The organism is Acinetobacter calcoaceticus, assembly GCF_016508255.1.
Lineage (GTDB): Bacteria > Pseudomonadota > Gammaproteobacteria > Pseudomonadales > Moraxellaceae > Acinetobacter > Acinetobacter calcoaceticus_E.
Window position 1 is genome coordinate 72517 of the sequence record NZ_JADVKT010000002.1, and the last position, 23747, is coordinate 96263.

Sequence of the window (23747 nt, forward strand, 5' to 3'; positions counted from 1 at the left end):
TTGTCACTAAGCCTTTTCTTTTATTTACTTAATCTTCTTAAAGATAAAGTCATTAATTTTATGACCTGATTCAATACCACGACGTTCGAACTTAGTCACTGGGCGCCAGTCTGGACGAGGGTAGCTATTACCTTTACCAGCCAAGTTTTCAAGGTCTGGACGGTTATCTAGTACATCTAGCATCCATTCAGCATACGGTTCCCAATCTGTTGCTGCGTGGAACGTACCGCCAAGCTCAAGTTTTTGTTCAACCAATGGCATACGCTCATGAGCAACAAAACGGCGTTTAAAATGACGTTTCTTTTGCCAAGGGTCTGGGAAGTAAAGCTGAACACAGTTGATGCTGTTGTCTGGCATTTCACGTAAAACTTGAATTGCATCTGCATCGAGTACACGCAAGTTTTTAACTTCTGCTATACCTGCTTCATACAGACATTGAGCAATACCGGGTACATGGACTTCAATACCCACATAGTTGCGTTCAGGGTTTGCTTTTGCCATAAGTACTAACGAACGACCCATACCAAAACCGATTTCAACAGTTAAAGGACGTTCTGGATGTTCGAAGTGTTGACGCAAGTCACCAACAGGATATTCCAAAATTAAATCGCGATGTTGTTCTAATGCCGTGCGTTGAGACGTATTAAGTGGTGCTGAACGACGCATAAACGTCACAATTTCACGGTGTTCAGGCAAATTGTCTAAGTCTGCAATTTGCGTTTCTAACTGATCGATCGACATAACCTTGGCAATATTGAAATTCAAATGCGGTATTTTAAGTCTTCATGTGATCAAGTCAAATGTTTCGGTGTTTTTCTTCATGTAGATGTCATGATCAATATTTAATCTAAGAGGCTAATTAAAACTCATATGAACACATTTACTCATGAAAACTTTTCAATTAAGAACACTTTCAGTTTTTTTAAGTGCATTAGGTGCATTTTCATATAGCTCAGTTGCTCAAGCACAGCTCATGTTTAGCCAATATGTTGATGGCAGCAGCAATAAAAAAGGCTTGGAAATTTATAATCCGGATGGCACGACTGTTAATTTAGCCGATTATGAAATTCAACAATTTAATAATGGTGGAACTGCCAAGACAGTAACTTTCCGTTTACAAGGTACGCTCGCAAGTAAGCAGAAGTTTTTAGTCGGTCGCTCAGAGTTGCAAACAGAACTTGGAAGTAAAGTTAATCAGGTAGCAGCATTATCTTTTAATGGTGATGATGCGGTTGTACTTGTTTATAAAGGAACGCCTGTAGACCGTTTTGGTCGTATTGGTGAACGCCCAGCAGCGGGATGGGGTACGGCAGTTTCAAGTCTCGGAAATAGTTTTAAGCGTATTGAAACAGAGAACCCAGCTTTAAGTGTTGATGCAACAGCAGCATTTGATTTAGACCATTCATGGTCGGCATGGGCAAACAGAAATGACTTTTCAAATTTATCTGGTTCTACAACTCAACCTCCTGTGGAAACAGTAAGTTGTTCAAGTTCAGATACAGCCATTGCTGATTTAGCAACATCAACACAAAACCAGTCTTACACAGTGCGAGGAGTCATTACAGCAGACTATCGTTATGCCAATGGATTCTCAGGTTTTTATGTTCAAACGCCTGACACGAAGGCTCGGGCAAATGTCAGCAATGCAATTTTTGTTTATATTCCAAATAGTAGTGCTGTAAAAGGTGGGCAGGTCGGCGATGAAGTCATTTTACGTGGTCGTTTAACCGCTTATCAAAACCAGTTGCAATTAGATCAGTTACAACAAGATATTCAAACTTGTAATAGCAATATGGCAAATCAGGTTCAGCCGATTAGCCTTGAGCTTCCATTTGCCAGTTTAACGGGCGGCTCGACTAATTCTCCGCAGCGTTATCAAGGTATGTTGGTGAAACTGCCTCAGACTTTAACGGTGAGTGAGAACTACAATTATGGACGTTATGGTGAACTATCGTTAAGCTTGGGCCGTTTATATATTCCGACCAATTTATATCCAGCGCTGTCTCCTGAAGCTAAAGCTTTGGCACAAAAGAATCTATTATCAAAAATTATTTTTGATGATGGTTATAACAACCAGAACCGTACACCATGGTTACCAACTAATTTTAGTGCTACTAATACACTGCGTTCAGGCTATCAACTTAAAAATGCTGAAGGTATTTTAGAATATCGTTTCAATGGTTGGCGTGTGCAACCTGTGCTTGGACGTAATCAACCTGAAGTTATTACTCAAACAAACCCACGTCAAAGTGTCCTTACCAAAAATGCGAATCATATTCGTGTAGCTTCATTTAACGTTTTGAACTATGACAATGGCGCAACGGGTTTTCCAACGGAACGTGGAGCGACAACTCAAGCTGAGTTTGATAAACAGCACCGTAAAATTGTGAGTGCATTAAAAGCGATTGATGCCGATGTTTACGGTTTAATGGAAATTGCGAACAATGGTTATGGACCGAACAGTGCAATTGCCAATTTGACCAAAGCTTTAGGTAGCGATTGGAAATACGTCATTCCTGAAAATCTGGATCGTTTAGGTGGTGATGCAATTGCTGTGGCTATTATCTATAACAGTAAACGTGTTAAACCTTTAAATAAGCCTGTTGTGCTTGATTTAGGCGACAAGAATCGAACAACATTAGCGCAAAGTTTCCAAGCAGTTCGTGGGAATAAAACCTTTACCGTTATTCCAAACCACTTGAAATCGAAAAGCTGTAGTGGCGTTAATGCTAGCTCTACTGATGCCGATCAAAATGATGGCCAAGGCTGCTGGAATCCAACCCGCGTGAAAGCAGTCGATCAAATTGTACAATGGTTAGCGAAAAATCCAACTCAAGTTAATAAGCAAAATGCTTTACTTGTAGGGGATATGAACAGTTATGCGAAAGAAGAACCTATTTTGTCGTTTGAAAAAGCGAACTATAAAGTTTTACTTAATGACGCTAAAGTAGGTCAGGGTACTCAAGCATATAGCTATGTTTATGGTGTTGCGAGTGATGCCAATGGTAATGGTGGGGCAGGTAACTTAGACCATGCAATTGCAGATGCTGCTTTATATCCAAAAGTAGTGCGTACCTTTGCATGGCATATCAATGCAGATGAACCGCCAGTTCTAGACTATAACGAAGAATATAAAACCGATGAGCAAAAAGCATTATTTTATGGTGAAGATGCCTACCGTTCTTCGGACCACGACCCTGTGATTGTTGATCTGGATTTAAACGGCAAAGATTCAAGCCATCCAGATGATGACAAGAAAAATGGTATTTTTGATTTCTTAACTGAATTAATGAACTGGCTTACCCAGCTTTTTAAACGTAATTAACGTGAAATAAGCGTGATAGAAATTTGTTTTATCATATTTTAAACAATCGTCACGTAAGACAACTTGCAAGGGAAAACTTTTTCGAGAATATTAGAGAGTATAAGTAATTTATAAAATTACGCTTTTTTACAATTAAGAAATTGTATGACCCTTGCAGGTTTTCTAGAAGCAATTTAAAACGTTAATGTTAGATAACAAGGATCAGATATGAAATTATATTATTCGCCAGGCGCATGTTCTTTAGCTGCACATATTATTTTAAATGAAATTAATGTTGATTTTGATTTAGAACGGGTAAATTTAAAAACACATAAAACAGAAAAAGGTGCAGATTATTACGAAATTAATCCGAAGGGATATGTGCCAGCTTTAGAAATTAACCCAGGTTTAATGTTAACTGAAAATGTTGCAATTTTACCATTTCTTGCTCAGCATGACCCTAAACAGGATTTGATTCCTCCATCAGGTATGGGCCGTGCGAAAGTATTAGAGTGGTTGGGTTATTTGAACTCTGAATTACATGATGCTTATGCCGTATTCTTTGGTGCATCATTAACAAGTGATGAAAAAAACAAAGCTTACGCAGAAATTGATCGTCTTTTAAAATATATCGATAATTATTTGGCTGAATCTGATTATGATTATTTGGTAAATGATAATTTTGGTCCAGCAGATGCTTATCTATTTGTTTTAACAAATTGGTCAAACTCAATTGAGCATGATTTAACGCCATATAAAAATATTATTGCACTACGTAATAAAGTTGCAGAGCGTCAATCTGTACAAATTGCGATGCGTGATGAAGGTCTAATTTCATAAAAGATTTTAAAAGCCAAAAAAAGCCCCTAATAAATAGGGGCTTTTTTACTTCTAGAGATTAGTGTTGAGCTTTTTCTTTTACATCAGCAGCGCCCTTTTCAACAGCTTGAGCTGTATCAGCTGTTGCCTTACGAGCAGTCGCTTCAGTTTTTGCAGCAGCATCAGCGGTTGCATTAGCGGCATGATCAGTTGCAGCATCGATTTTTGCAGTCGCTTTATCAGTTGCAGTAGCAATATCGGTTGCTGCTTTATCACCCGCAGATTTGATATCAGCACTTGCTTGTTGAGCAGCATTTTCTAAATGTTCACCCGTTGTCGCACCTGTTTCTGGAGCTTTATCTTTATTACATCCAACAAGGGCAACGGTCGCAGCAAGACCTAAAGCAACAAGTAATTTATTCATTGTGTTTTTCCTTCTAATTCATGGCATCCAAAATTATGGATGTGTAAAATATAAACATAAACTAACTGATTAATAAAGATCAAAAATTGTTAAAGAGTTGTAACTTCTATATTAAAAAAGCCTAGCATTTTGTAATGCTAGGCTTGAGTTAAATAATAATGATTTGACCTGTTTTTATTGCCCAGAACGGATGATGTAATCAAACGCAGAGAGTGATGCTTTAGCGCCTTCACCTGTGGCAATAATGATTTGCTTGTAAGGTACTGTTGTACAGTCACCCGCAGCAAATACACCTTTAACATTGGTCTCGTTGCGATCATTCACAATGATCTCGCCACGGTTGGTTAACTCAACTTCACTGTCTTTTAAGAAGTCAGTGTTTGGCAGTAAACCAATCTGTACAAAGATCCCTGCAAGCTCTACCACATGCTCTTCATCTGTAGCACGGTCTTTATATTTAAGGCCAGTCACTTGTGAACCATCGCCTAACACTTCTGTACTTAAAGCATTCATAATCACAGTTGTGTTTGGCAGACTATGCAATTTGTTTTGCAGCACTTGGTCAGCACGAAGTTTAGTATCGAACTCGACCAGAGTCACATGCTCAACAATCCCTGCAAGGTCAATTGCAGCTTCTACACCTGAGTTACCACCACCAATCACAGCAACACGTTTGCCTTTGAACAATGGTCCATCACAGTGTGGGCAGTACGCGACACCACGGGTACGGTATTCTTGCTCACCCGGTACATTCATTTCTCTCCAACGTGCACCTGTTGAAAGGATCACAGTTTTTGATTCAAGTTTTGCACCGTTTTCAAGTTCTATTTCGACCAGACCATTTGCTGTTTGGTTTGCACCTGTGATTTTGCTCACACGTTGTAGGTTCATGATATCGACATCATATTCACGAACATGGGCTTCCATCTCGGCAGCAAACTTAGGACCTTGAGTTTTCTGCACAGAAGTGAAGTTTTCAATGTCCATGGTATCCATGACCTGACCGCCAAAGCGTTCAGCCACGATACCTGTGTTAATGCCTTTACGTGCTGCATAGATTGCTGCTGTTGCACCTGCAGGACCACCACCAATCACCAATACATCAAACGCATCTTTTGCGTTCAATGCTGCTGCATCTTTCTCAGCTGAATTAGTATCGAGTTTTGCCACAATTTCTTCAAGGGTCATACGACCTTGACCAATGTGCTCATTGTCTTGGAACACCATTGGTACGGCCATGATTTTGCGTTGTTCCACTTCATCTTGGAAGAAGGAACCGTCAATCATGGTTGCAGTTGTGTTTGGGTTATAAATTGCAATCAGGTTAAGCGCCTGTACCACATCCGGACAGTTATGACAGCTTAACGATACAAACACATCAAAGTTGGCTTTGAGGTTTAAACCTTTAATCTGGTTAAGTACTTCATTTGACACTTTAGGGGCATAGCCAGAGACTTGTAACAGTGCCAAGATCAAAGATGTAAACTCATGGCCCATCGGTAAGCCAGCAAAGAACACACGAGGTTGTTCACCAGCTTTAGCAACACCAAAGCTAGGACGACGTGTATTGTTGCCATCAAAACGCGCAGTGACCTTGTCAGAAAGTTCGGCAATTTCAGTGACAAGTTCTTTAATTTGAGCAGCTTTATCTGATTCATCTAAAGCAGCCACTAATTCGATTGGACTTTCTAAACGTTCTAAGTAAGCTTTTAATTGAGTTTTAATGTTTTGATCTAACATCTGTTTTTACTCCAATGCATCCAAATTCTTTCAATAGAAGCATAGTACGTTAAAACATAAAATAGGTGAAACAGTATGTTTTTATAGATTTGATCGGTTTTTTGAATTGATTGTGGAGCTTATAAACAATATCAATAACTTAAAGCGTAATTTGTCTTTAAGCACTCTTTATTACTCTTTTTTTATTTTTTAAAGTGAAAGTATTTAAAAATTTATATATGTTATATGGCTGTAAAGATTTTATGTCATAACATTAAAAGGTACTTTCATGTCATTGCAACGCGGCATTTATCAGCATTATAAAGGTAATCTCTATCAAGTTTTTTCTGTGGCAAAACACAGTGAAACTGAAGAGGAGTTAGTCGTTTATCAGTGTCTCTATGGTGATTATTCAACTTGGGTACGTCCGCTAGATATGTTTACCGAAACGGTTCAAGTGGCAGATGGAAGTATCGTACCGCGGTTTAAATTAATTCAAAGCACATAATTTAACGGCTGTCATCTAAAATAACGATTTGAAGGATGTATGTATGACGAATACTGTTTTCTTAGAAAAAGTTGCAGATTTATATGACACCTTTAAACGACATGATGCCCAGCAGGCAGATCGCTTACAGCGTTATCGAAATATTGAGGCTGAATCAGCTCAATTACTTTCGCAACTTATTCGAATGCAGCAAGCCAAGTCAATTTTAGAAATTGGTACTTCGACCGGTTATTCTACTTTATGGCTAGCAGAAGCCGCTCAAGCTACTCATGGGCAAGTTATTACTGTTGAAATTGATGCAAACCGTAGTACAGAGGCAAAAAGACATGCAACTGAACTAGCCTTGAACGAGATTGTTAATTTCTGGGTAGGTGATGCAGCGGATTATCTGAAAGAGAACCAAAAAACATTTGATTTTATTTTGTTAGATGCCGAGCGTAATGCCTATGAGAACTATTGGCCTGATTTAAAACGTATTATCAAGCCAAAAGGTGGTGTATTGATTATTGATAATGTCATTTCACACGCGGCTGAGGTTAAGCCTCTACTTTCTTTAATTAAGAAAGATGGAACATTTATGAGCAGCATTTTACCCGTAGGTGCAGGTTTATGTGTTGTTGTCGCAAAATAAATTGGATGAAATGAGTTTATGTTGTAGAAAGGGCCTGTTCAAATCAGGCCTTTTTATTTGGTTTAAGAAGCATTTACTAAACATAAACGCGTAAAATGTAAGTCGAATTCTAAATATTTGTGTACAAAAGCTGCTTTATCTGTCGAGCGCAGTAAGTTGTCATAAATAAATTCAGGCACAGGGTGATAAAGTTCGCCTGAACCATCGCTATAAAAAATTTTTAAATGACGCGATGTTGCATTATATTTCCATGAAGTGACGACCGCTGGATTCGCCATAAATTTTCCCCTTTATTTCATATTACTAAAGCTCAAACGCCAGTTATTGATTTGACATTACTTAAACTTTATCTAATGGGGAAGGGCAGAATTGTAAAAGTATCAGTAGAAAATGTGATGTGCTTATTCAAAATAAAAGAACCATCCGATGAGGGATGGTTCTTTAAGTTTTTAAAATCTAAGAGAGATTAGATTTTACCAACTAGGTCGATAGATGGAGCAAGAGTTGCTTCGCCTTCTTTCCATTTAGCTGGGCAAACTTCACCTGGGTGAGAGTGCACGTATTGAGCAGCTTTTACTTTACGAAGAAGTTCAGAAGCATCACGGCCGATACCACCAGCGTTGAGTTCAACGATTTGGATTTTACCTTCTGGATCGATAACGAAAGTACCACGGTCAGCTAAACCTTCAGATTCGATAAGAACGTCGAAGTTTTTAGAAAGAGTCCAAGTTGGGTCACCAACTAATGGATATTGAATTTTTTTGATTTCTTCAGAAGTGTCGTGCCAAGCTTTGTGAGTGAAGTGTGTATCAGTAGATACAGCATAAATTTCAACACCAAGTTTTTGGAATTCAGCGTAGTTGTCTGCTAAGTCACCAAGTTCAGTTGGGCAAACGAAAGTGAAGTCAGCTGGATAGAAGAATACAACAGACCACTTACCTTTTAGGTTAGTTTCGTTAACTTCAACAAATTGGCCGTTGTGGTAAGCAGTTGCTTGGAAAGGTTTAACTTCAGTATTAATCAAGCTCATCATTGTCTCCATGATTGAGGTTTATATTTAAACTTGTTTACGAGATGTAGGATAAATAAAAATTCTTTATTGGGGAAATAGTATTTTTACATGACTAAAATCGGAAAATTGAATAAGTGATAAATTTACGATTTTTAAGTCCCCAAACACTGTATTCGATTTGACTGCAAAAACATGTAAATCAAATGACAGTTATCGTAAAAGAAACTTGCCTAACAACATGAAGCCTACTCAGTCAAAATTCAAGGGTAAAATTTTAAAAAAATAAAAATATATAAAAAACCAAGTGTTTTACCTTAAGGTCATTAGAGCGTAAAATAGCGGATTGTTGTATTTTCAGGAAAGTTTGTCTGTGCAGAATGGTTTAAATGTAGATCAGTGGGTGATGGCAAGAGATCGTCACCGTTTAAATCGTTTACGTAAAGACAAAAAAGCCAATACAGCAGAGATTGAAAAGTTATTTGAACAATCTAATGCCAAAGTTCGGCAACGGTTCGAACGTTTACCTAAAATTAAATTAAATCAAGATTTACCTGTTTCTCAATATGCAGATCGTTTAATTGATGCGATTCAAAAGCATCAGGTCATTATTGTTGCAGGTGAAACAGGTTCAGGTAAAACCACTCAGCTTCCCCAAATTGCAATGTTAGCAGGCCGTGGTTTAACGGGTATGATTGGTCATACACAGCCACGTCGTTTAGCTGCACGTAGTGTTTCACAGCGTATTGCAGAAGAAGTAGGCGAAAAGCTTGGCGAGTCGATTGGTTTTAAAATCCGGTTTAATGAACAGGGTTCGCAAGACTCGATTGTACGGTTAATGACCGATGGTATTTTACTTGCCGAATTAGGCAATGACCGTTTTTTATCTAAATATGACACGATCATTATTGATGAAGCACATGAGCGTTCACTCAATATTGACTTCATTATGGGTTATTTAAAGCAGTTACTACCAAAGCGCCCAGACCTAAAAGTCATTGTGACTTCGGCAACTCTAGATGTAAATCGTTTTAGTAGCTATTTTAATGATGCGCCTATTTTTGAAGTTGAAGGGCGTAGTCATCCGGTCGAAGTGCTTTATCGTCCAATTTCAGAGATGAATATTGGCGGAAGTGATGACGATGAGTTTGATGATTTTGAAGAAAATCTACCGCGTGCAGTTGTACAAGCGGTTGAAGAATGTTTTGCCGATGCCGAAGCAAAAGGTCACCCTGAACATGCCGATATTCTGATTTTCTCAAGCACAGAACAAGAAATTCGTGAGTTGCAGGAAACCTTGCAAAAGTATGGTCCTAGACATACTGAAATTCTTCCTCTATACGCGCGCTTAGCTGTTTCTGAACAACAAAGGATTTTCAGTCCGGGTGGTAAAGGCCGTCGTATTATTATTGCGACTAACGTAGCTGAAACTGCGCTTACTGTTCCAAATATTCGCTATGTGATTGATAGTGGTTTTGCTCGTATTTCTCGTTATAACTACCGTTCGCGCGTGCAACGTTTACCGATTGAGGCGATTTCTCAAGCTGCTGCCAATCAGCGAAAAGGTCGTTGCGGTCGTATTGCTGCGGGTGTTTGTATTCGTTTATATAGCGAAGAAGACTTCGTAAGCCGCCCCGAATTTACTGAACCTGAAATCAAACGAACCAACTTAGCTTCTGTTATTTTGCAAATGCATAGTTTAGGTTTAGGTGAGTTAGAAAACTTTGATTTTATTGAACCACCAGATTTCCGCCTTGTAAATGATGGCCGTAAGTTGCTCATTGAGTTAGGGGCAATGAATGAGAAGAAAAATGAACTGACCAAAGTCGGGCAAATGATGGCACGTATGCCAATTGACCCACGACTCGCTCGTATGATTATTGGCGGTGCCCATTTTGGCGTGCTCAAAGAAATCTTGATTGTAGTGAGTGCTTTAGCGGTTCAAGATCCGCGTGAGCGTCCGGCGGACAAACAAATGCAGGCCGACCAAAAACATGCATTATTCAAAGAAGCTGATTCAGATTTTCTGTTTTATTTAAAACTCTGGGATACTTTAAATCCTAAAGGTGAAGCAGGGATGTCTGAAAATAAACGACGTCAGTTTGCCAAGCAGAATTTTTTAAGTTGGTTGCGTTTACGTGAATGGAAGCAGACGCATCAACAGTTAGTTGAGTTGGCAGAAGGTTTAAAACTTAGTTTTAATGAAAAAGATGCAAACTATGAAAACTTGCATCGGGCATTATTGACGGGGTTATTATCATTCATTGCTAATAAAACTGATGAGCGTAATATCTTTATGGCGGTGCGTCAGCAAAAGGCAAAAGTTTTTCCAGCAAGTACTTTGCACAAAACCAATACCTCTTGGGTGATGGCTTTTGAGATGGTAGAAACCTCTCAAGTGTACTTACGTACTTTAGCCAAAATTGACCCTGAATGGATTTTGCTTGCTGCACGTGATTTATTGAAATATCACTATTTTGAGCCGCACTGGTCTAAGAAAGCTGGGATCGTAAATGCCTATGCGCAAATTTCCTTGTTTGGTTTAATTATTGAACCGAAACGGTTAATTAATTTTGAGAAAGTTGATCAGCCTGCTGCACATGAGATCTTCTTACGCGATGCATTAACCACAGGTAATTTAGGAACGATTCCACCATTTTTAAAGCATAACTTGCTTAAACTTGAAGAAGTGGAGCGAGTTGAAGATAAATTGCGTCGCCGTGATTTGGTGGTCGATGAAGAAACGATTTATCAGTTTTATGCATCTAAAATTCCTGAAGAAATCGCGAGCCGTCGTAGTTTTGAAGATTGGCGAGCAACAGTAGAAGCAAATCATCCGCGTTATTTATTTATTGAGAATGATGCGCTTTGGCTGAATGACCGACCGACAACGCAGCAATTTCCAGATCATCTGCACAATGGTCAGCTACGTTTAGCAACGAGCTATCATTTTGACCCGAGTCATGACGAAGACGGTGCAACGGTTCAAATTCCTGTTCAGGCGTTGCCACAAGTTGATGAAAATATCTGGTCTTGGGGTATTCCCGGTTGGCGCCAAGATTTAATTGAGGCTTTACTCAAAGCTTTACCTAAAGACAAGCGCCGTAATGTGGTTCCTATTCCAGATACCGCCCGTAAGCTTATGCAAGGCATTGATGCAGTACATTTACGTGAACATATTTTTAGTTATTTAGCTTTTGCTTTACGTGGTGAGCAAATTACTGACAAAGATTTCTCGTTTGAACGTATTGATCCATATTTGGTGCCTTTCATTAAGGTTGTTGATGAAAAAGGTAAGTTGATTGCGAAAGGCCGTGATTTACCTGAATTAAAAGCGCGTTGCCGAGTGGAAACACATCGCCCCGTTAAACAGCAAGAAGGTGAGTTTAAAGACTTCCCCTCAAACTTTACTTTTGAGGCTTCACACAAGGTAACGGGCGTTGTTGTAAAACAATATCAGGCGTTAGTACCAACCAAAGCTTTTGCAGAAATTGAAGCTAAAGATGACTCAGGCATTGTTATTCAGACTTTTAACGATCAGGCTGAGGCGATTAAACAGCATCGTGAAGGTATTATCCGTCTGGTCCATATGCAGCTTGGTGACTTGGTTCGCCAATTGAAAAAGCAGATTTCAAAACCACTTGCTTTAGCATATTCACCTTTGGGCGATAAAGCTAAACTTGAGCAGATGCTGGTCTATGCAACTTTACAGATGGCGATTACAACTTTGCCAATTAATGCTGATGAATTTAATAAATTGCTAGAACAAGTCAAAAAACAATTTTTGAGTCATGGTCAGCAAGCACTTGAGCAATTAAGTGATATTTATATTCAATGGCAGCAAATTCGCCGTCAGTTATTAGTACTTGACCGAGATATATTTGGTCGTAGCGTTGATGATATTGAAGATCAGCTAGATTTAATGTCACTTAGCAATTTTGTTTATTGCCAACCAGTCGATCTTTGGCAGGAATATCCACGATATTTAAAAGCGCTGCTATTGCGTTTAGACCGATTGCCAAATAATCTACAGCGAGATCATGCCGCTATTGATGATGTCGATCCATGGATGGACAAGGTATTTAAATTCAAAAACGATCCAAAAATCAAAGAATTGTATTTGATGTTGGAAGAGTTCCGCATTTCTTTATTTTCTCAACCGATGAAAACCAAGATGCCTATTTCGCCAACTCGACTGCAAAAGTTATGGGATCGTTTGGGAATCAGTTAAGATAGATCGGGGTCTGTTTATGCTGTTGTTTAGCCTACAACGCAATTTATAAATGAAAGATTAACAGACCCTATTCATTTTTTTAGGAGTTTTACATGGGCATTCGTATCACAGGTACTGGGTTATTTCACCCAACCGAAATCATTTCTAATGAAGAACTGGCCGACAGTTTAAATGCTTATGTGGAACAATATAACCAAGAGAATGCAGAGAAAATCGCAGCAGGTGAACTAGAAGAGTTACGTGGTTCAAGTGCTGAATTTATTGAAAAAGCTTCTGGTATTAAGCGCCGTTACGTAATTGAAAAATCAGGTATTCTTGATCCAAATCGTTTACGTCCTCGTTTGTCTGAACGTTCAAATGACGAACTTTCACTTCAAGCAGAGTGGGGCGTTATCGCTGCTAAACAAGCAATGGAAAATGCAGGTGTGACTGCTGAAGATATTGATGTCGTAATCTTGGCATGTTCAAACATGCAGCGTGCTTATCCGGCTGTAGCGATTGAAATTCAATCGGCACTGGGCATTCAAGGTTATGCATATGACATGAATGTTGCATGTTCTGCTGCTACTTTTGGTTTGAAACAAGCGGCAGATGCAATTCGTTCAGGCGCTCGCCGTGTTTTATTAGTAAATGTTGAGATTACATCTGGTCACCTAGACTACCGTAACCGTGATTGCCACTTCATTTTTGGCGATGTTGCAACAGCTTCTATTATTGAAGAAACGACTACTAAAACTGGTTTTGAAATCTTAGATATTCATTTATTTACTCAATTTTCAAACAACATTCGTAATAACTTCGGTTTCTTAAACCGTAGTGAAGATGCTGTAGTTGACGACAAGTTATTCCGTCAAGATGGCCGCAAAGTATTTAAAGATGTTTGTCCATTGGTGGCAAAAATCATTAATGCACAGTTGGAAAAAATGCAGTTAACTGCAAACGACATTAAGCGTTTCTGGTTACACCAAGCTAATGCCAACATGAATGAATTAATCTTGAAATATGTGGCTGGTAAAGAGGCAGATTTAAGCCGTGCGCCAATTATTCTAGATGAGTTTGCCAATACTTCTTCAGCAGGTGTGATTATTGCTTTACACCGTACAGGCCATGAAGTGAATGATGGCGAATATGGCGTGATTTCGTCTTTCGGTGCTGGTTATTCAGTAGGCTCGATTGTTGTACAAAAGCATGTTGCTTAATTTATACGTTTGATTCAAAACGCTCGTAAGAGCGTTTTTTTATGGGAAAATAATGTAAAGAACGGGCCAAAAGTGGCCCGCTTGGATTGAGTGACTTAAAAGCTCTTAAAACTTTTTGGTGTAATTCACAAATAGACGGTCTTCACCAAAATCATTGCCATGTTTAACGTTGTAATCAATACGAATATATTGCAGGGCAACACCCTTTAAGAACGGTTGCTGAAATGCATAGTTAACAATCACATTAGACTCAGTTTCATGGTTTTTTTCACCATTGGCTGATTTAAAGTCATCGCCATACACATATTTCACCATCGCATTTAAGCCCGGTACATAGTCTTTAAAATCGTATCCGTACATGACATGGTAAGACTTCTCGTCTTTTTTAAAGAATCCAGTGGCATTCCAGTTAATGAAATATGTTTCTGGTAAAAAACCATCGGGTAGTGGGTAGGCCGATTCACCGATAATCTGTTGGTAACCTATACCAAAAGTATGGTTTTTCACTTTAAGCATTTCCAACACACCAATGTTTTGCGCATCAATATCAAAAGTATTACCGTCATTTTTTGCATTGAAGTATTTAAACTTAGAGGTGAGGGCAAAAGTTGGTTGTTTCCAGTTATGTTCAAGCCCTACGTAGTGCTTGTTGTAGAGGTCTTCTAAATTACCAAAGTAATATTCGCCCTTGAGTGACGGCGTAAATTGATAGCGCAGGTCAATATAGTTTAATCCGTCGGATTCTTTGGTGACTCCATTTGCAGTAAATGAAAACTTTTTAAAGTCTTCTTCATTTCGTGGAGACACTTTTGCAACGCGACCAATTTCTGCATAGAGCTGACCTGAAAGTTGTGATTTAAGATTGGTTCCCCAATAAGAGGCAAGTAATTGTCGACTAGCATCGACAGCCGTTACTGGCAGGTCTAACCAGAGTTCACCCACACTCAAAAGAGTTTTGTCATAACCCAGTTTTAAAGTTGCGCCGTATTTTAAAAAGTCCGATGCTTGAGATTGAGTTTCTTTATTAAAAGGCAATACCGTATCGGCTACATGTTTGTCTGAACTCAAGCGAACGGCGTACTGAACAGAAGCATCTGCACCAATCGTAATGGGTTTGTCCGCAATTTGCAGCGGGGTGTCATGCATTTTTGATTTATAAAATAAAGATGCTGCTTGAGACCAACTACCTGTATCTTTGAGTGCATCGTTGTCAAAATCACGGTTGATATAGGCATTTTTTAAAGTGAATTTCCATTCATCTTCGCTTTGTTGCGCTGTATCTGCTGCCCATAAGCTTGAGCTAGTCAATAAACCTAATAATGTTGCTATTGCTAAATTACATGGTTTAAAGCGGTGTAATAATTCCATAATCCATTTCCAAAAAAGATGCGCCAGTCCTCGGCGCATTGATGTTTACTGCTGAGTAAGCGTGTTTTGAGGGGTAAAAGCTGATGGCGTCTGTGCAGTAACAGAAGCCTTTAGATTGACCATAAATATTGCAAGTGCAGCAATCACACCTGGGATCGCAATTGCTAAAAAATTCATTTGGTGTGGAAGCTCAAATGTGAGTAGGGCTCCAGTTAAAACTGGGCCGATAATTGCACCAATACGGCCAATTCCTGATGCCCAGCCCATGCCAGTTGAGCGAAGTGCGGTCGGATAGAACTGTGCAACAAACGTGTAGAGTAAAATTTGCGAGCCAATTGTTGCAGCGCCAGCAATCGCAATCAGACTATATAAAATAAATTGTGGACTATTAATGCCAAGCAAAATTAAAGCTGCTGATCCCACAATAAACATAATGGTAACGACGGGTTTTAAATGGAATCTATCTGCTAAAGCACCGCCACCAATTGCACCGACCATACCACCGATATTAAGTGCAAATAGGAACAACATACTTGCACCCAAAGAATAGCCAGCTTGTAGCATGAGTTTAGGTAACCAGCTACCTAAGGCATACACCATGAGTAAACACATAAAGAAGGCAATCCAGAACATAAATGTGCTGAAGGTACGGCCTTGTTGGAAAAGTGCACGAACAGGTGCATCGGTTGTAGTGCTTTCGTTTAACACCAGTTGGGTATTGGCATTGACCTGAGTTTGAGGTGCAATTTTACAAACAATACTTTTTGCCTGTTCGTCATGATTAGATTTCACTAAAAAGGTGAGAGACTCAGGTAAGAATTTCCAGATGATTGGCAGTAGTAAAAGTGGAACACCCGCAATTAAAAACATGATTTGCCAGCCCATATCTTTCACGAGCCATGCACCGAGTAGTGCAGATGTCATGCCACCAATCGCGTAACCGCTAAACATGATTGCCACCAATGTACTGCGGATTTTTTTGGGTGCATATTCGGTCATAAGAGCGACCACGTTTGGCATCACACCACCAATACCAAGGCCAGCAATAAAGCGCAGAATGGCAAACTCGGTTGGTCCTTTAGCAAAGGCTCCAATAAAGGTAAATCCGCTAAATAAAGTGACACAAATCAGGATCGTTTTTTTACGCCCTAATTTATCTGATAGTGTGCCGAAAATCATGGCACCAAACATCATGCCAAATAAAGCAGCACTTGCCAGCAGACCTGCTTCAACAGCCGTTAATGACCATTGTTGCATTAGTAAAGGAAGTGCAACCCCATAAATGACCAAATCATATCCATCAAAAATAATAATAATTAAACACCAGATTAAAACTTTCCAATGAAAAGATGTAAAACTGGCCTTGTCAATTAGCTCATTAATATTAACCTTGCTAGCATCCATTTTCTTCACCTCCAATTTGTGAAGTATCGCGTTATTTTTTAATAAACTATTTTGTTATTGGATTAGAGTCAAAAACCTAATTGATATATCTTTATGTCTTTAAGGTATTGTGTTTTTTATAATTTAATTATTTGAAAAATATATGTTTATTTTTGGTGGTTTGGATTGTTTTACTGTTTAATTAAAATGGAGTTGAATATTATATGGTGAGAATTTTAAGGTTTTTATTTCTATTTTATTCTTAATTTATCTGGTGAAAATCACAGACGAAAATATGGATAATTTTATATTATTAATTAAGTGGTAAATATTAAGGTTAAGGACTTAAGGCTATTATTTAATTGTTTTAGAAATGAACTGTGAAAAATAAAATTTAATTGATCATAAATATAAAAAAGCCAAATCAGGTTTAGTAAATTATTTACTTCCTGATCTGGCTATTGAGGCTTTATTTGGGTTGGGTTACTTAGATAAGAACTTAATGAGTAGCTAGAGTTGATCGTGGTGTAAGAATGAAATGCGCGATAACACCAATACAAATACCCCAAAAGACCGAACTTAACCCGAGAAAATGCATGCCAGATGCCGTGGCTAAAAAGGTAATAAGTGCGGCATCACGTTGACTCTCATTTCTCATGGCAACAGAAATATTGGTGGCAATTGCTCCAAGCAAGGCTAAACCTGCTAGTGCTGCAACCAACTCTTTAGGAAGTAAGCTAAATAGCATGACAATACTGCCAGCAAATAGACCTCCTAAAATATAAAAAATTCCATTGGCGATGCCTGCGATATAACGCTTTTCTTTGAGTTCATGTGCATCTTTGCCCATGCATAAAGCAGCGGTAATTGAGGCGAGCACAATGGTAATACCTCCTACGCAAGCAACTGCTAAAGAGGCAATGCTGGTAACACTAATAATTGGTTTGGCTGGTGTGTCATAACCGCTGAGTTTCATAATCGCCATGCCCGGTAAAAATTGACCAGTTAGGCTGACTAAAATGAGAGGTAGAGCAAGGTTGAGCGTTGAATTCCACGTCCATTCTGGACTAATCCACTGCGGGATAGCTAAACTGAAACTCACATCAACCGGATTCATTTTGCCTAAAATGAGACTTAATAAAACTCCGGCACCTAATACCCAAATCATGGTGTAGCGGGGCATTAAACGTTTAGCAATTAAAAAGACAAGAAGCATGCTAAAGACAATAAAAGGCATGCTATCAGCTGCTGTAAATAGGCCAATACCAAATTGAAAAAGAATACCCGCCATCATGCCCGCAGCGACGTCTTGCGGAATCCACTTGAGTAATTTGTCGAAGTAACCAGTCACGCCAATTAAAAAAATAACAACAGCGGAAGTAATATAAGCAGCTACTGCTTCATTCAATGAAATATGCGGAAATAGCGTAACTAATAGAGCAGTGCCCGGTGCAGACCATGCAGTAATGACAGGAGTTTTATATTTAATTGAAAGATAAATACCTGAAATGGCGGCACCAATTGAAATTCCCCAAATCCATGAAACCATCATGTCGGTTGAAACATGGGCACGCTGAGCAGCTTGAAAGAAAATAATGAGTGGACCAGAGTAAGAAATTAAAACAGCAAGAAAGCCAGCAACAGTGGCTGATATGGACCAATCATTTTTTAATGTTTTTAACAGGTTTGCCATTGTTTGATTGCCTCCATGCAAATCATTTTATTTACCCAAGCATATAAAAAGATCAGGGCTTAACCCTGATCTCCACCTCCGACTGAAATTACTGAGCCAGTCATGTAAGAGGCATCATCTGATGCAAGAAATAAAATTGCATTCACTTGTTCTCCAATTGTGCCATAACGACCCATAAATGTTCGATCTATAGTTTGATCAACCACTTGCTGCATCCAGTCTTTTTCATTTTGACTTAATGGGGCGGCATTACGTGGTACTTTTCGGGGCGGTGCTTCGGTTCCACCAGTCGCAACGGCATTCACACGAATCCCATCTTTAGCATGTTCAAAAGCGAGAGATGCTGTCAGAGCATTTACACCACCTTTAGAGGCAGAGTAGGGAATACGATTAATACCGCGGGTTGCAATTGAAGATACATTTACAATAACCCCCGATTGTTGCTTAATCATAGCGGGTAACACGGCGCGGCAGCACCATAATGTTGGAAACAATGAGCGATTTACTTCCTTAATGATCTCTTCTTCGGAAAACTCCTCAAAAGGTTTCATCCAGATCGCGCCACCTACATTATTAATCAGGATATCTACCCGACCATAATGTTCAATGGCTTTTGCAACAACCGCTTGGGCACCTGCATAGGTTTCAAGGTCAGCATTAATCGTGACAGCATCGCCACCTAGACTCTGAATTTCTTTAAGAACTTCTTCAACATATTCGGAGCGGTCAGCCATGATGACTTTTCCGCCCTCAGCCGCGACTTGCATTGCCACGCCACGACCAATGCCTTGAGCACTACCTGTAACAATCACGACTTTATCGGTAAATCTTTGACGGTTTGACATAGATAACTTCTCCACCCTAAGTTAATTCGCAGAGAATTTTTCAAACAGGAAGCTAGCAGGTTTGATATTTTCAGTTTCTAACCAGCCACGAACAGCTTCTACCATTGGCACTGGGCCACATAGATAAACATCGACATCGCCACCGTTTAACCATTCACTTTCAATATGACCAGTAACATAGCCTTTGCGTTCATGGTGACTCTCAGGGCTTGCAACAACAGTTCGATATTCAAACCATGGGAATTTTGCTTGCAATTCATTAAGTTTGTTTAAGGCAACTAAGTCAAAATCATTGGTTACGCCAAAAACTAAACGAACGGGTTGTTCAGAACCTTTTTCTTCAAGCACTTGTAACATTGACATAAATGGCGCAATACCAGTACCACCTGCGAGCATCAGTACTGGACGTGCTACATTACGCAAATAGAAGCTACCGAATGGGCCGGTAAATGTCATTTTGTCGCCAGCTTGAGCATTCTTGCTTAAGAACTCACTCATTTTGCCATTCGGTACGTTACGTACCACAAAGCCCGTTAAACGGTTACCTGGTTTTGAGCTAAATGAGTATGAACGTGTTTCGCCAGTTTCAGGAATGGCAACATTCACATATTGGCCTGCAAGGAAATGAATATCCGGTTGGCCTTCATCAAGTTGAATATCAAAAGTAATAGTTGAGTCTGATAAGTTTTCAACGCGGGCTAATGTGCCTTGGAAGCTATGAATTGCAGTTTTGCAAACATCTGACGATGCTTGAATCTGGAATACGGCATCTGAAGTTGGGCGACATTGGCAAGCAAGAATATAGCCTTGCTCAGCTTCTTCAGGTGTTAAGGCATCTTCAATATAGTTTTCTTCTGGCATGTCATAACGACCAGACTCGCAAAATGCGCGGCAAGTTCCACATGCACCATCACGGCAATCCAAAGGAATATTAATTTTTTGGCGATAGGCTGCGTCAGATAGGGTTTCGCCCTGAGCTACGTTAATGAAACGTGTAACACCATCTTCAAATTGAAGTGCAACATTGTGGTTTGACATGGCATGTATCCTACAAAATATTTGAAACTTTTACCCTCAGCCAACCATCCGTTTAATTGAGGGGGTATGTCTTAAAGGTGGTAAATATCAATAACCTGATTGATGTAGTCATTTTTTAAAACGACATATTTACTCAAGATTTTTGGTTGATCACCTGAAAAATCGATCACATAACGTGACATACCGAAATAGCTGTAATTTGTCTTGTAACGGAAACTCAAAGTATTCCAGTTAAAGCGCACAGTGACTGTGTCTCCGTCGCGTTCGAGAACTTCAACGTTGGCAATATTGTGGCTTGTACGTGTGTCCGGCATGGTTGCAGACGAGCGCTCGGTTTTAATACGGAACACGCGATCTTCTAAACCTTGACGGTCTGGGTAATAAATAAGTGAAATTTCAGATTGTGGGTCTTCAGTTAATCTATCGTCGTCATCCCAAGCTGGCATCCAGAAAGAAGCTTCCTGTGCATAGCATTCAAGCCAGTCATCCCATTGCTCATCATCTAAAAAGCGAGCTTCACGATAGAGAAACTGAGCAATATTTTCTAAAGTTGCTTTGTCTTGAGTGCTCATGCTGTTTCTCCCTGATCAGCAATTTCTTTCTCTGCGGCAATCGCATGTTTCATGGTGTGTAACCAATATTGATGTTGGGCAAGATAAAGACCTTCATCTTCAGTTTTGACACCACTTAGCATTGGTTTTAAACCAATTTCGTTTGCTGCATCGTCTGGTCCATAAATCCAGTGTTTAGAACCGCGGCACATGTCATTCCACTCAAGGGCAATACCTGCGTAGCCTGCCTGACAAGCACGGAATTCTTCTAAATCGTCTGGTGTTGCCATACCTGAGGCATTGAAGAAATCTTCATATTGACGGATACGACGTGCACGAGCTTCAGGTGCTTCGCCTTTAGGTGCGATACAGTAAATGGTGACTTCGGTTCTATTGACAGAAAGTGGGCGAAGTACACGAATTTGCGAACCGAACTGATCCATCAAATAAACGTTTGGATAGAGGCACAAGTTACGTGAACGCTCAATCATCCATTTCGACATCGCTTCACCGTATTTTTCGGTGTATTCGTCTGCTTTCGGGAAGTTTGGACGGTCTTCAGGATTTGCCCATTGTGTCCAGAGCAACATGTGGCCATTTTCAAAGCCATAAGAACCGCCACCTTGTTTACCCCAAGCACCTGCGCTCATGGCACGAATGTTATCCGCTGCTTGAGTTTCTTTACGGTGTTGAGTGGTTGCAGCGTAGTTCCAGTGCACAGCAGACACGTGGTAGCCATCGGCACCATTTTCAGCAGTAAGCTTCCAGTTACCTTCGTAAGTGTAGGTAGATGAACCGCGTAAAACTTCAAGGCCATGTTCAGACTGGTCAACAATCATATCGATGATTTTACTGGTTTCACCTAAGAATTCTTCAAGTGAAGGAACATCTGGATTTAAGCTACCAAACAAGAAGCCTTTGTAGCTCTCAAAACGAGCCACTTTTTTAAGGTCGTGTGAGCCTTCTTGGTTAAAGCAGTCTGAATAACCCGCTTCGCTTGGATCTTTAACTTTGAGTAATTTACCAGAGTTGTTAAAAGTCCAACCGTGGAAAGGGCATGTATAGGTTGCTTTGTTACCGCGCTTGTGACGGCAAAGTTGTGCTCCGCGGTGTGAACACGCATTGATCATGGCATTCAATTCGCCGTTACGGTTGCGGGCAATAATGACTGGCTGACGACCAATGTGAGTGGTGTAGTAGTCATTATTATTTGGAATTTGGCTTTCGTGTGCTAAGTAAACCCAATTACCTTCGAAGATGTATTTCATTTCAAGGTCAAATAGGGCTTCGTCAGTAAACACTGAGCGATGAAGTTTAAATTCACCTGTATCGATATTATCTACAAGTAATTCATCAATACGGTCAAGATGGCTAGTATTGATTACAGGAATACGTGGCATGTCCGTTCTCCGACTTTCCAAAAGTGTGGAAGTCACCAAGGCCTTAGCTACGATCTACAAGGTCTTGATATCCTAATATTGTCAATGAAGCGCATGAGCGCGCTGGGTGTTTAACCGTGAATTGATGAAGATGAATCACTGGCAGATTGGCAAGAAGGCTTTTTCACAAAGCAATTCATCACTTCATCGGTTTGTTGCTTGTATATACCTTAAAAGAATGGTTAAACTGTGTCTAAGACTGAATTTGCATTTTTTTATATCTTAAAGGTATGGAAGCCTTATGGAATTAAGACATTTACGGTATTTTGTGGCTGTTGTTGAAGAACAGAGCTTTACAAAAGCGGCTGAAAAACTATTTATTGCTCAACCACCTTTGAGTCGGCAGATCCAAAATTTGGAAAGTGAGCTTGGAATTCAACTGTTTGAGCGTGGAAGCCGTCCTTTACAGACAACCCCAGCAGGACATTTCTTTTATCAGCACGCTCTTAAACTTTTGTCGAATGCTGAAGAAATAAAAAGTATGACCAAGCGGATTGGTCTCATTGAACGTAGTGTGACCATCGGTTTTGTTGGGTCTTTACTCTATGGTTTACTGCCTCGAATCATTTATTTATTTAGGCAACAGCAACCCCATTTGAATATTCAACTGATGGAGTTAAGTACAACTGAGCAACTACAGGCATTAAAAGAAGGCCGTATTGATGTTGGATTTGGACGTTTAAGAATTAGTGACCCTGCGGTGAGACGTATTCTGCTGCGTAAAGAACGACTGGTGGTTGCTGCACATACCAGCCACCCAATTGCTCAGCGTACGGAAGGGGTATATCTCGCCGATCTTATTGATGAAAAGATGTTTATGTATCCCACTTCGCCAAAGCCTAATTTTTCGACCCAGCTTTTGAACATTTTTGCCGAGCATAGTTTGGTTCCAAAAAATATGCATGAAATACGGGAAATTCAATTGGCTTTGGGCTTGGTGGCAGCGGGTGAAGGTTTGTGTATTATTCCTGCCAGTGCCGATACCATTCGTTTTCCTCATTTAAACTACATTCCGATTTTAGATAACGGCGCGGTCAGCCCGATTTTCATTACGGCACGCGCAATGGATCGAAGTGAAGACTTACAGCTTTTATTTGATTGTATTTATCAGGTTTATGATCTTGAAGGTATACCTTATCAACGGACTGTTTTTACACTTGATCAAAACCCGATAGATGATTCAAATGGTATCGATTTTTAAATAAAGTAATTGCATAGCCTCAAACGTAGAAGCTATGCGGAGTATTTATATTTTATTGCACTTGAGCTGGGAAACCATCTTCTTCAAGCGCTTCAGTAATTTTATCGACGCTTTCACTGCTTTCAACAGTCACGATTTTTGTCGCTAAATCTACATCTACTTTTGCATTTGGGTCGATATCTTGAATCGTCGCAGTCACGCCACGAGCGCAGCCACCACAAGTCATATTTTCAATAAGTAGTTTCATGTTCATACTCCATCAAGAATGAGATGTTTGTTTGGATAACCATGAGTCTAAACCTTGTCATGATTGTAAGGTCAAGCCCAAATTTTTAAAAAAATATGCTTGACCTTCCCATGATGGGAATCTGTATGCTCAATA

At 39.7% G+C, this 23747-nt stretch carries 19 protein-coding genes and 2 pseudogenes; 8 read left to right on the forward strand and 13 right to left on the reverse strand.

Features of this window, described 5'->3' with window-relative positions:
- Positions 1-24: 24 nt before the first annotated feature.
- A complete protein-coding gene (gene trmB, locus I5515_RS04280) occupies positions 25-741 on the reverse strand; it encodes a tRNA (guanosine(46)-N7)-methyltransferase TrmB (RefSeq protein ID WP_004642023.1) in 717 nt (238 codons plus the stop codon).
- A 145-nt stretch (positions 742-886) separates the two neighbouring features.
- Here trmB and I5515_RS04285 point away from each other — a divergent pair, with 145 nt between their 5' ends.
- Together I5515_RS04285 and I5515_RS04290 are read left to right on the forward strand one after the other, a co-directional pair.
- Positions 887-3325 (forward strand): ExeM/NucH family extracellular endonuclease, encoded by a 2439-nt coding sequence (locus tag I5515_RS04285; RefSeq protein WP_199964922.1) that lies wholly within the window; start codon positions 887-889, stop codon positions 3323-3325.
- Positions 3326-3532: 207 nt separating this feature from the next.
- Positions 3533-4144, forward strand: a complete 612-nt coding sequence (locus I5515_RS04290; RefSeq protein ID WP_199964923.1) for a glutathione binding-like protein — start codon at positions 3533-3535, stop codon at positions 4142-4144.
- Positions 4145-4202: 58 nt separating this feature from the next.
- On the opposite strand, the gene I5515_RS04295 is transcribed toward I5515_RS04290, so the two are convergent.
- The gene (locus I5515_RS04295; RefSeq protein ID WP_199964924.1) at positions 4203-4547 is read right to left on the reverse strand and encodes a hypothetical protein; all 345 of its coding nucleotides are present in this window, start codon (positions 4545-4547) and stop codon (positions 4203-4205) included.
- Between the two features lie 174 nt (positions 4548-4721).
- Positions 4722-6287 carry an alkyl hydroperoxide reductase subunit F gene (gene ahpF / locus I5515_RS04300; protein WP_199964925.1) on the reverse strand — a complete coding sequence of 522 codons (1566 nt, stop codon included), beginning with the start codon at positions 6285-6287 and terminating at the stop codon, positions 4722-4724.
- A 268-nt stretch (positions 6288-6555) separates the two neighbouring features.
- Here ahpF and I5515_RS04305 point away from each other — a divergent pair, with 268 nt between their 5' ends.
- Positions 6556-6774 carry a DUF1653 domain-containing protein gene (locus I5515_RS04305; RefSeq protein WP_003652655.1) on the forward strand — a complete coding sequence of 73 codons (219 nt, stop codon included), beginning with the start codon at positions 6556-6558 and terminating at the stop codon, positions 6772-6774.
- Between the two features lie 43 nt (positions 6775-6817).
- The gene (locus tag I5515_RS04310) at positions 6818-7405 is read left to right on the forward strand and encodes an O-methyltransferase (protein WP_199964926.1); all 588 of its coding nucleotides are present in this window, start codon (positions 6818-6820) and stop codon (positions 7403-7405) included.
- 62 nt (positions 7406-7467) lie between these two features.
- On the opposite strand, the gene I5515_RS04315 is transcribed toward I5515_RS04310, so the two are convergent.
- Both I5515_RS04315 and ahpC read right to left on the reverse strand, forming a co-directional pair.
- Positions 7468-7683 carry a KTSC domain-containing protein gene (locus I5515_RS04315; protein WP_199964927.1) on the reverse strand — a complete coding sequence of 72 codons (216 nt, stop codon included), beginning with the start codon at positions 7681-7683 and terminating at the stop codon, positions 7468-7470.
- A 188-nt stretch (positions 7684-7871) separates the two neighbouring features.
- Positions 7872-8435: an alkyl hydroperoxide reductase subunit C gene (ahpC, locus tag I5515_RS04320; RefSeq protein WP_016138759.1), complete on the reverse strand. Its 564-nt coding sequence runs from the start codon at positions 8433-8435 to the stop codon at positions 7872-7874.
- 352 nt (positions 8436-8787) lie between these two features.
- On the opposite strand from ahpC, the gene hrpA reads away from it, so the two are divergent.
- Positions 8788-12645 (forward strand): ATP-dependent RNA helicase HrpA, encoded by a 3858-nt coding sequence (gene hrpA / locus I5515_RS04325; protein ID WP_199964928.1) that lies wholly within the window; start codon positions 8788-8790, stop codon positions 12643-12645.
- A gap of 95 nt (positions 12646-12740) precedes the next feature.
- Positions 12741-13847, forward strand: a complete 1107-nt coding sequence (locus tag I5515_RS04330) for a beta-ketoacyl-ACP synthase III (RefSeq protein ID WP_199964929.1) — start codon at positions 12741-12743, stop codon at positions 13845-13847.
- A gap of 105 nt (positions 13848-13952) precedes the next feature.
- On the opposite strand, the gene I5515_RS04335 is transcribed toward I5515_RS04330, so the two are convergent.
- From I5515_RS04335 to benA, 7 genes and pseudogenes are all read right to left on the reverse strand, one after another.
- The gene (locus I5515_RS04335) at positions 13953-15215 is read right to left on the reverse strand and encodes an OprD family outer membrane porin (RefSeq protein ID WP_199964930.1); all 1263 of its coding nucleotides are present in this window, start codon (positions 15213-15215) and stop codon (positions 13953-13955) included.
- A gap of 45 nt (positions 15216-15260) precedes the next feature.
- Entirely contained in the window at positions 15261-16619 is a 1359-nt protein-coding gene (locus tag I5515_RS04340; protein WP_199964931.1) for an aromatic acid/H+ symport family MFS transporter, read from the reverse strand.
- A 478-nt stretch (positions 16620-17097) separates the two neighbouring features.
- Positions 17098-18291, reverse strand: coding sequence for a benzoate/H(+) symporter BenE (gene benE / locus I5515_RS04345; protein ID WP_199964932.1), 1194 nt, complete (start codon positions 18289-18291; stop codon positions 17098-17100).
- Between the two features lie 59 nt (positions 18292-18350).
- Positions 18351-19136 (reverse strand): 1,6-dihydroxycyclohexa-2,4-diene-1-carboxylate dehydrogenase, encoded by a 786-nt coding sequence (locus I5515_RS04350; protein WP_199964933.1) that lies wholly within the window; start codon positions 19134-19136, stop codon positions 18351-18353.
- Positions 19137-19157: 21 nt separating this feature from the next.
- On the reverse strand, positions 19158-20174 hold the full coding sequence (benC, locus tag I5515_RS04355; protein WP_199964934.1) for a benzoate 1,2-dioxygenase electron transfer component BenC: 1017 nt from the start codon (positions 20172-20174) through the stop codon (positions 19158-19160).
- Between the two features lie 52 nt (positions 20175-20226).
- Positions 20227-20746, reverse strand: a pseudogene (gene benB / locus I5515_RS04360) (benzoate 1,2-dioxygenase small subunit).
- A complete protein-coding gene (benA, locus tag I5515_RS04365) occupies positions 20743-22125 on the reverse strand; it encodes a benzoate 1,2-dioxygenase large subunit (protein ID WP_199964936.1) in 1383 nt (460 codons plus the stop codon). Before benA ends, benB begins: the two are co-directional and overlap by 4 nt.
- Before the next feature lie 106 nt (positions 22126-22231).
- Here benA and I5515_RS04370 point away from each other — a divergent pair.
- Positions 22232-22361 (forward strand): annotated as a pseudogene (locus I5515_RS04370) (hypothetical protein).
- Positions 22362-22405: 44 nt separating this feature from the next.
- On the forward strand, positions 22406-23365 hold the full coding sequence (locus I5515_RS04375) for a LysR family transcriptional regulator (RefSeq protein ID WP_003652630.1): 960 nt from the start codon (positions 22406-22408) through the stop codon (positions 23363-23365).
- A gap of 52 nt (positions 23366-23417) precedes the next feature.
- Here the strand turns inward: I5515_RS04375 and I5515_RS04380 are convergent, their stop codons facing one another.
- Entirely contained in the window at positions 23418-23618 is a 201-nt protein-coding gene (locus I5515_RS04380; RefSeq protein ID WP_077162564.1) for a heavy-metal-associated domain-containing protein, read from the reverse strand.
- Positions 23619-23747: the final 129 nt, after the last annotated feature.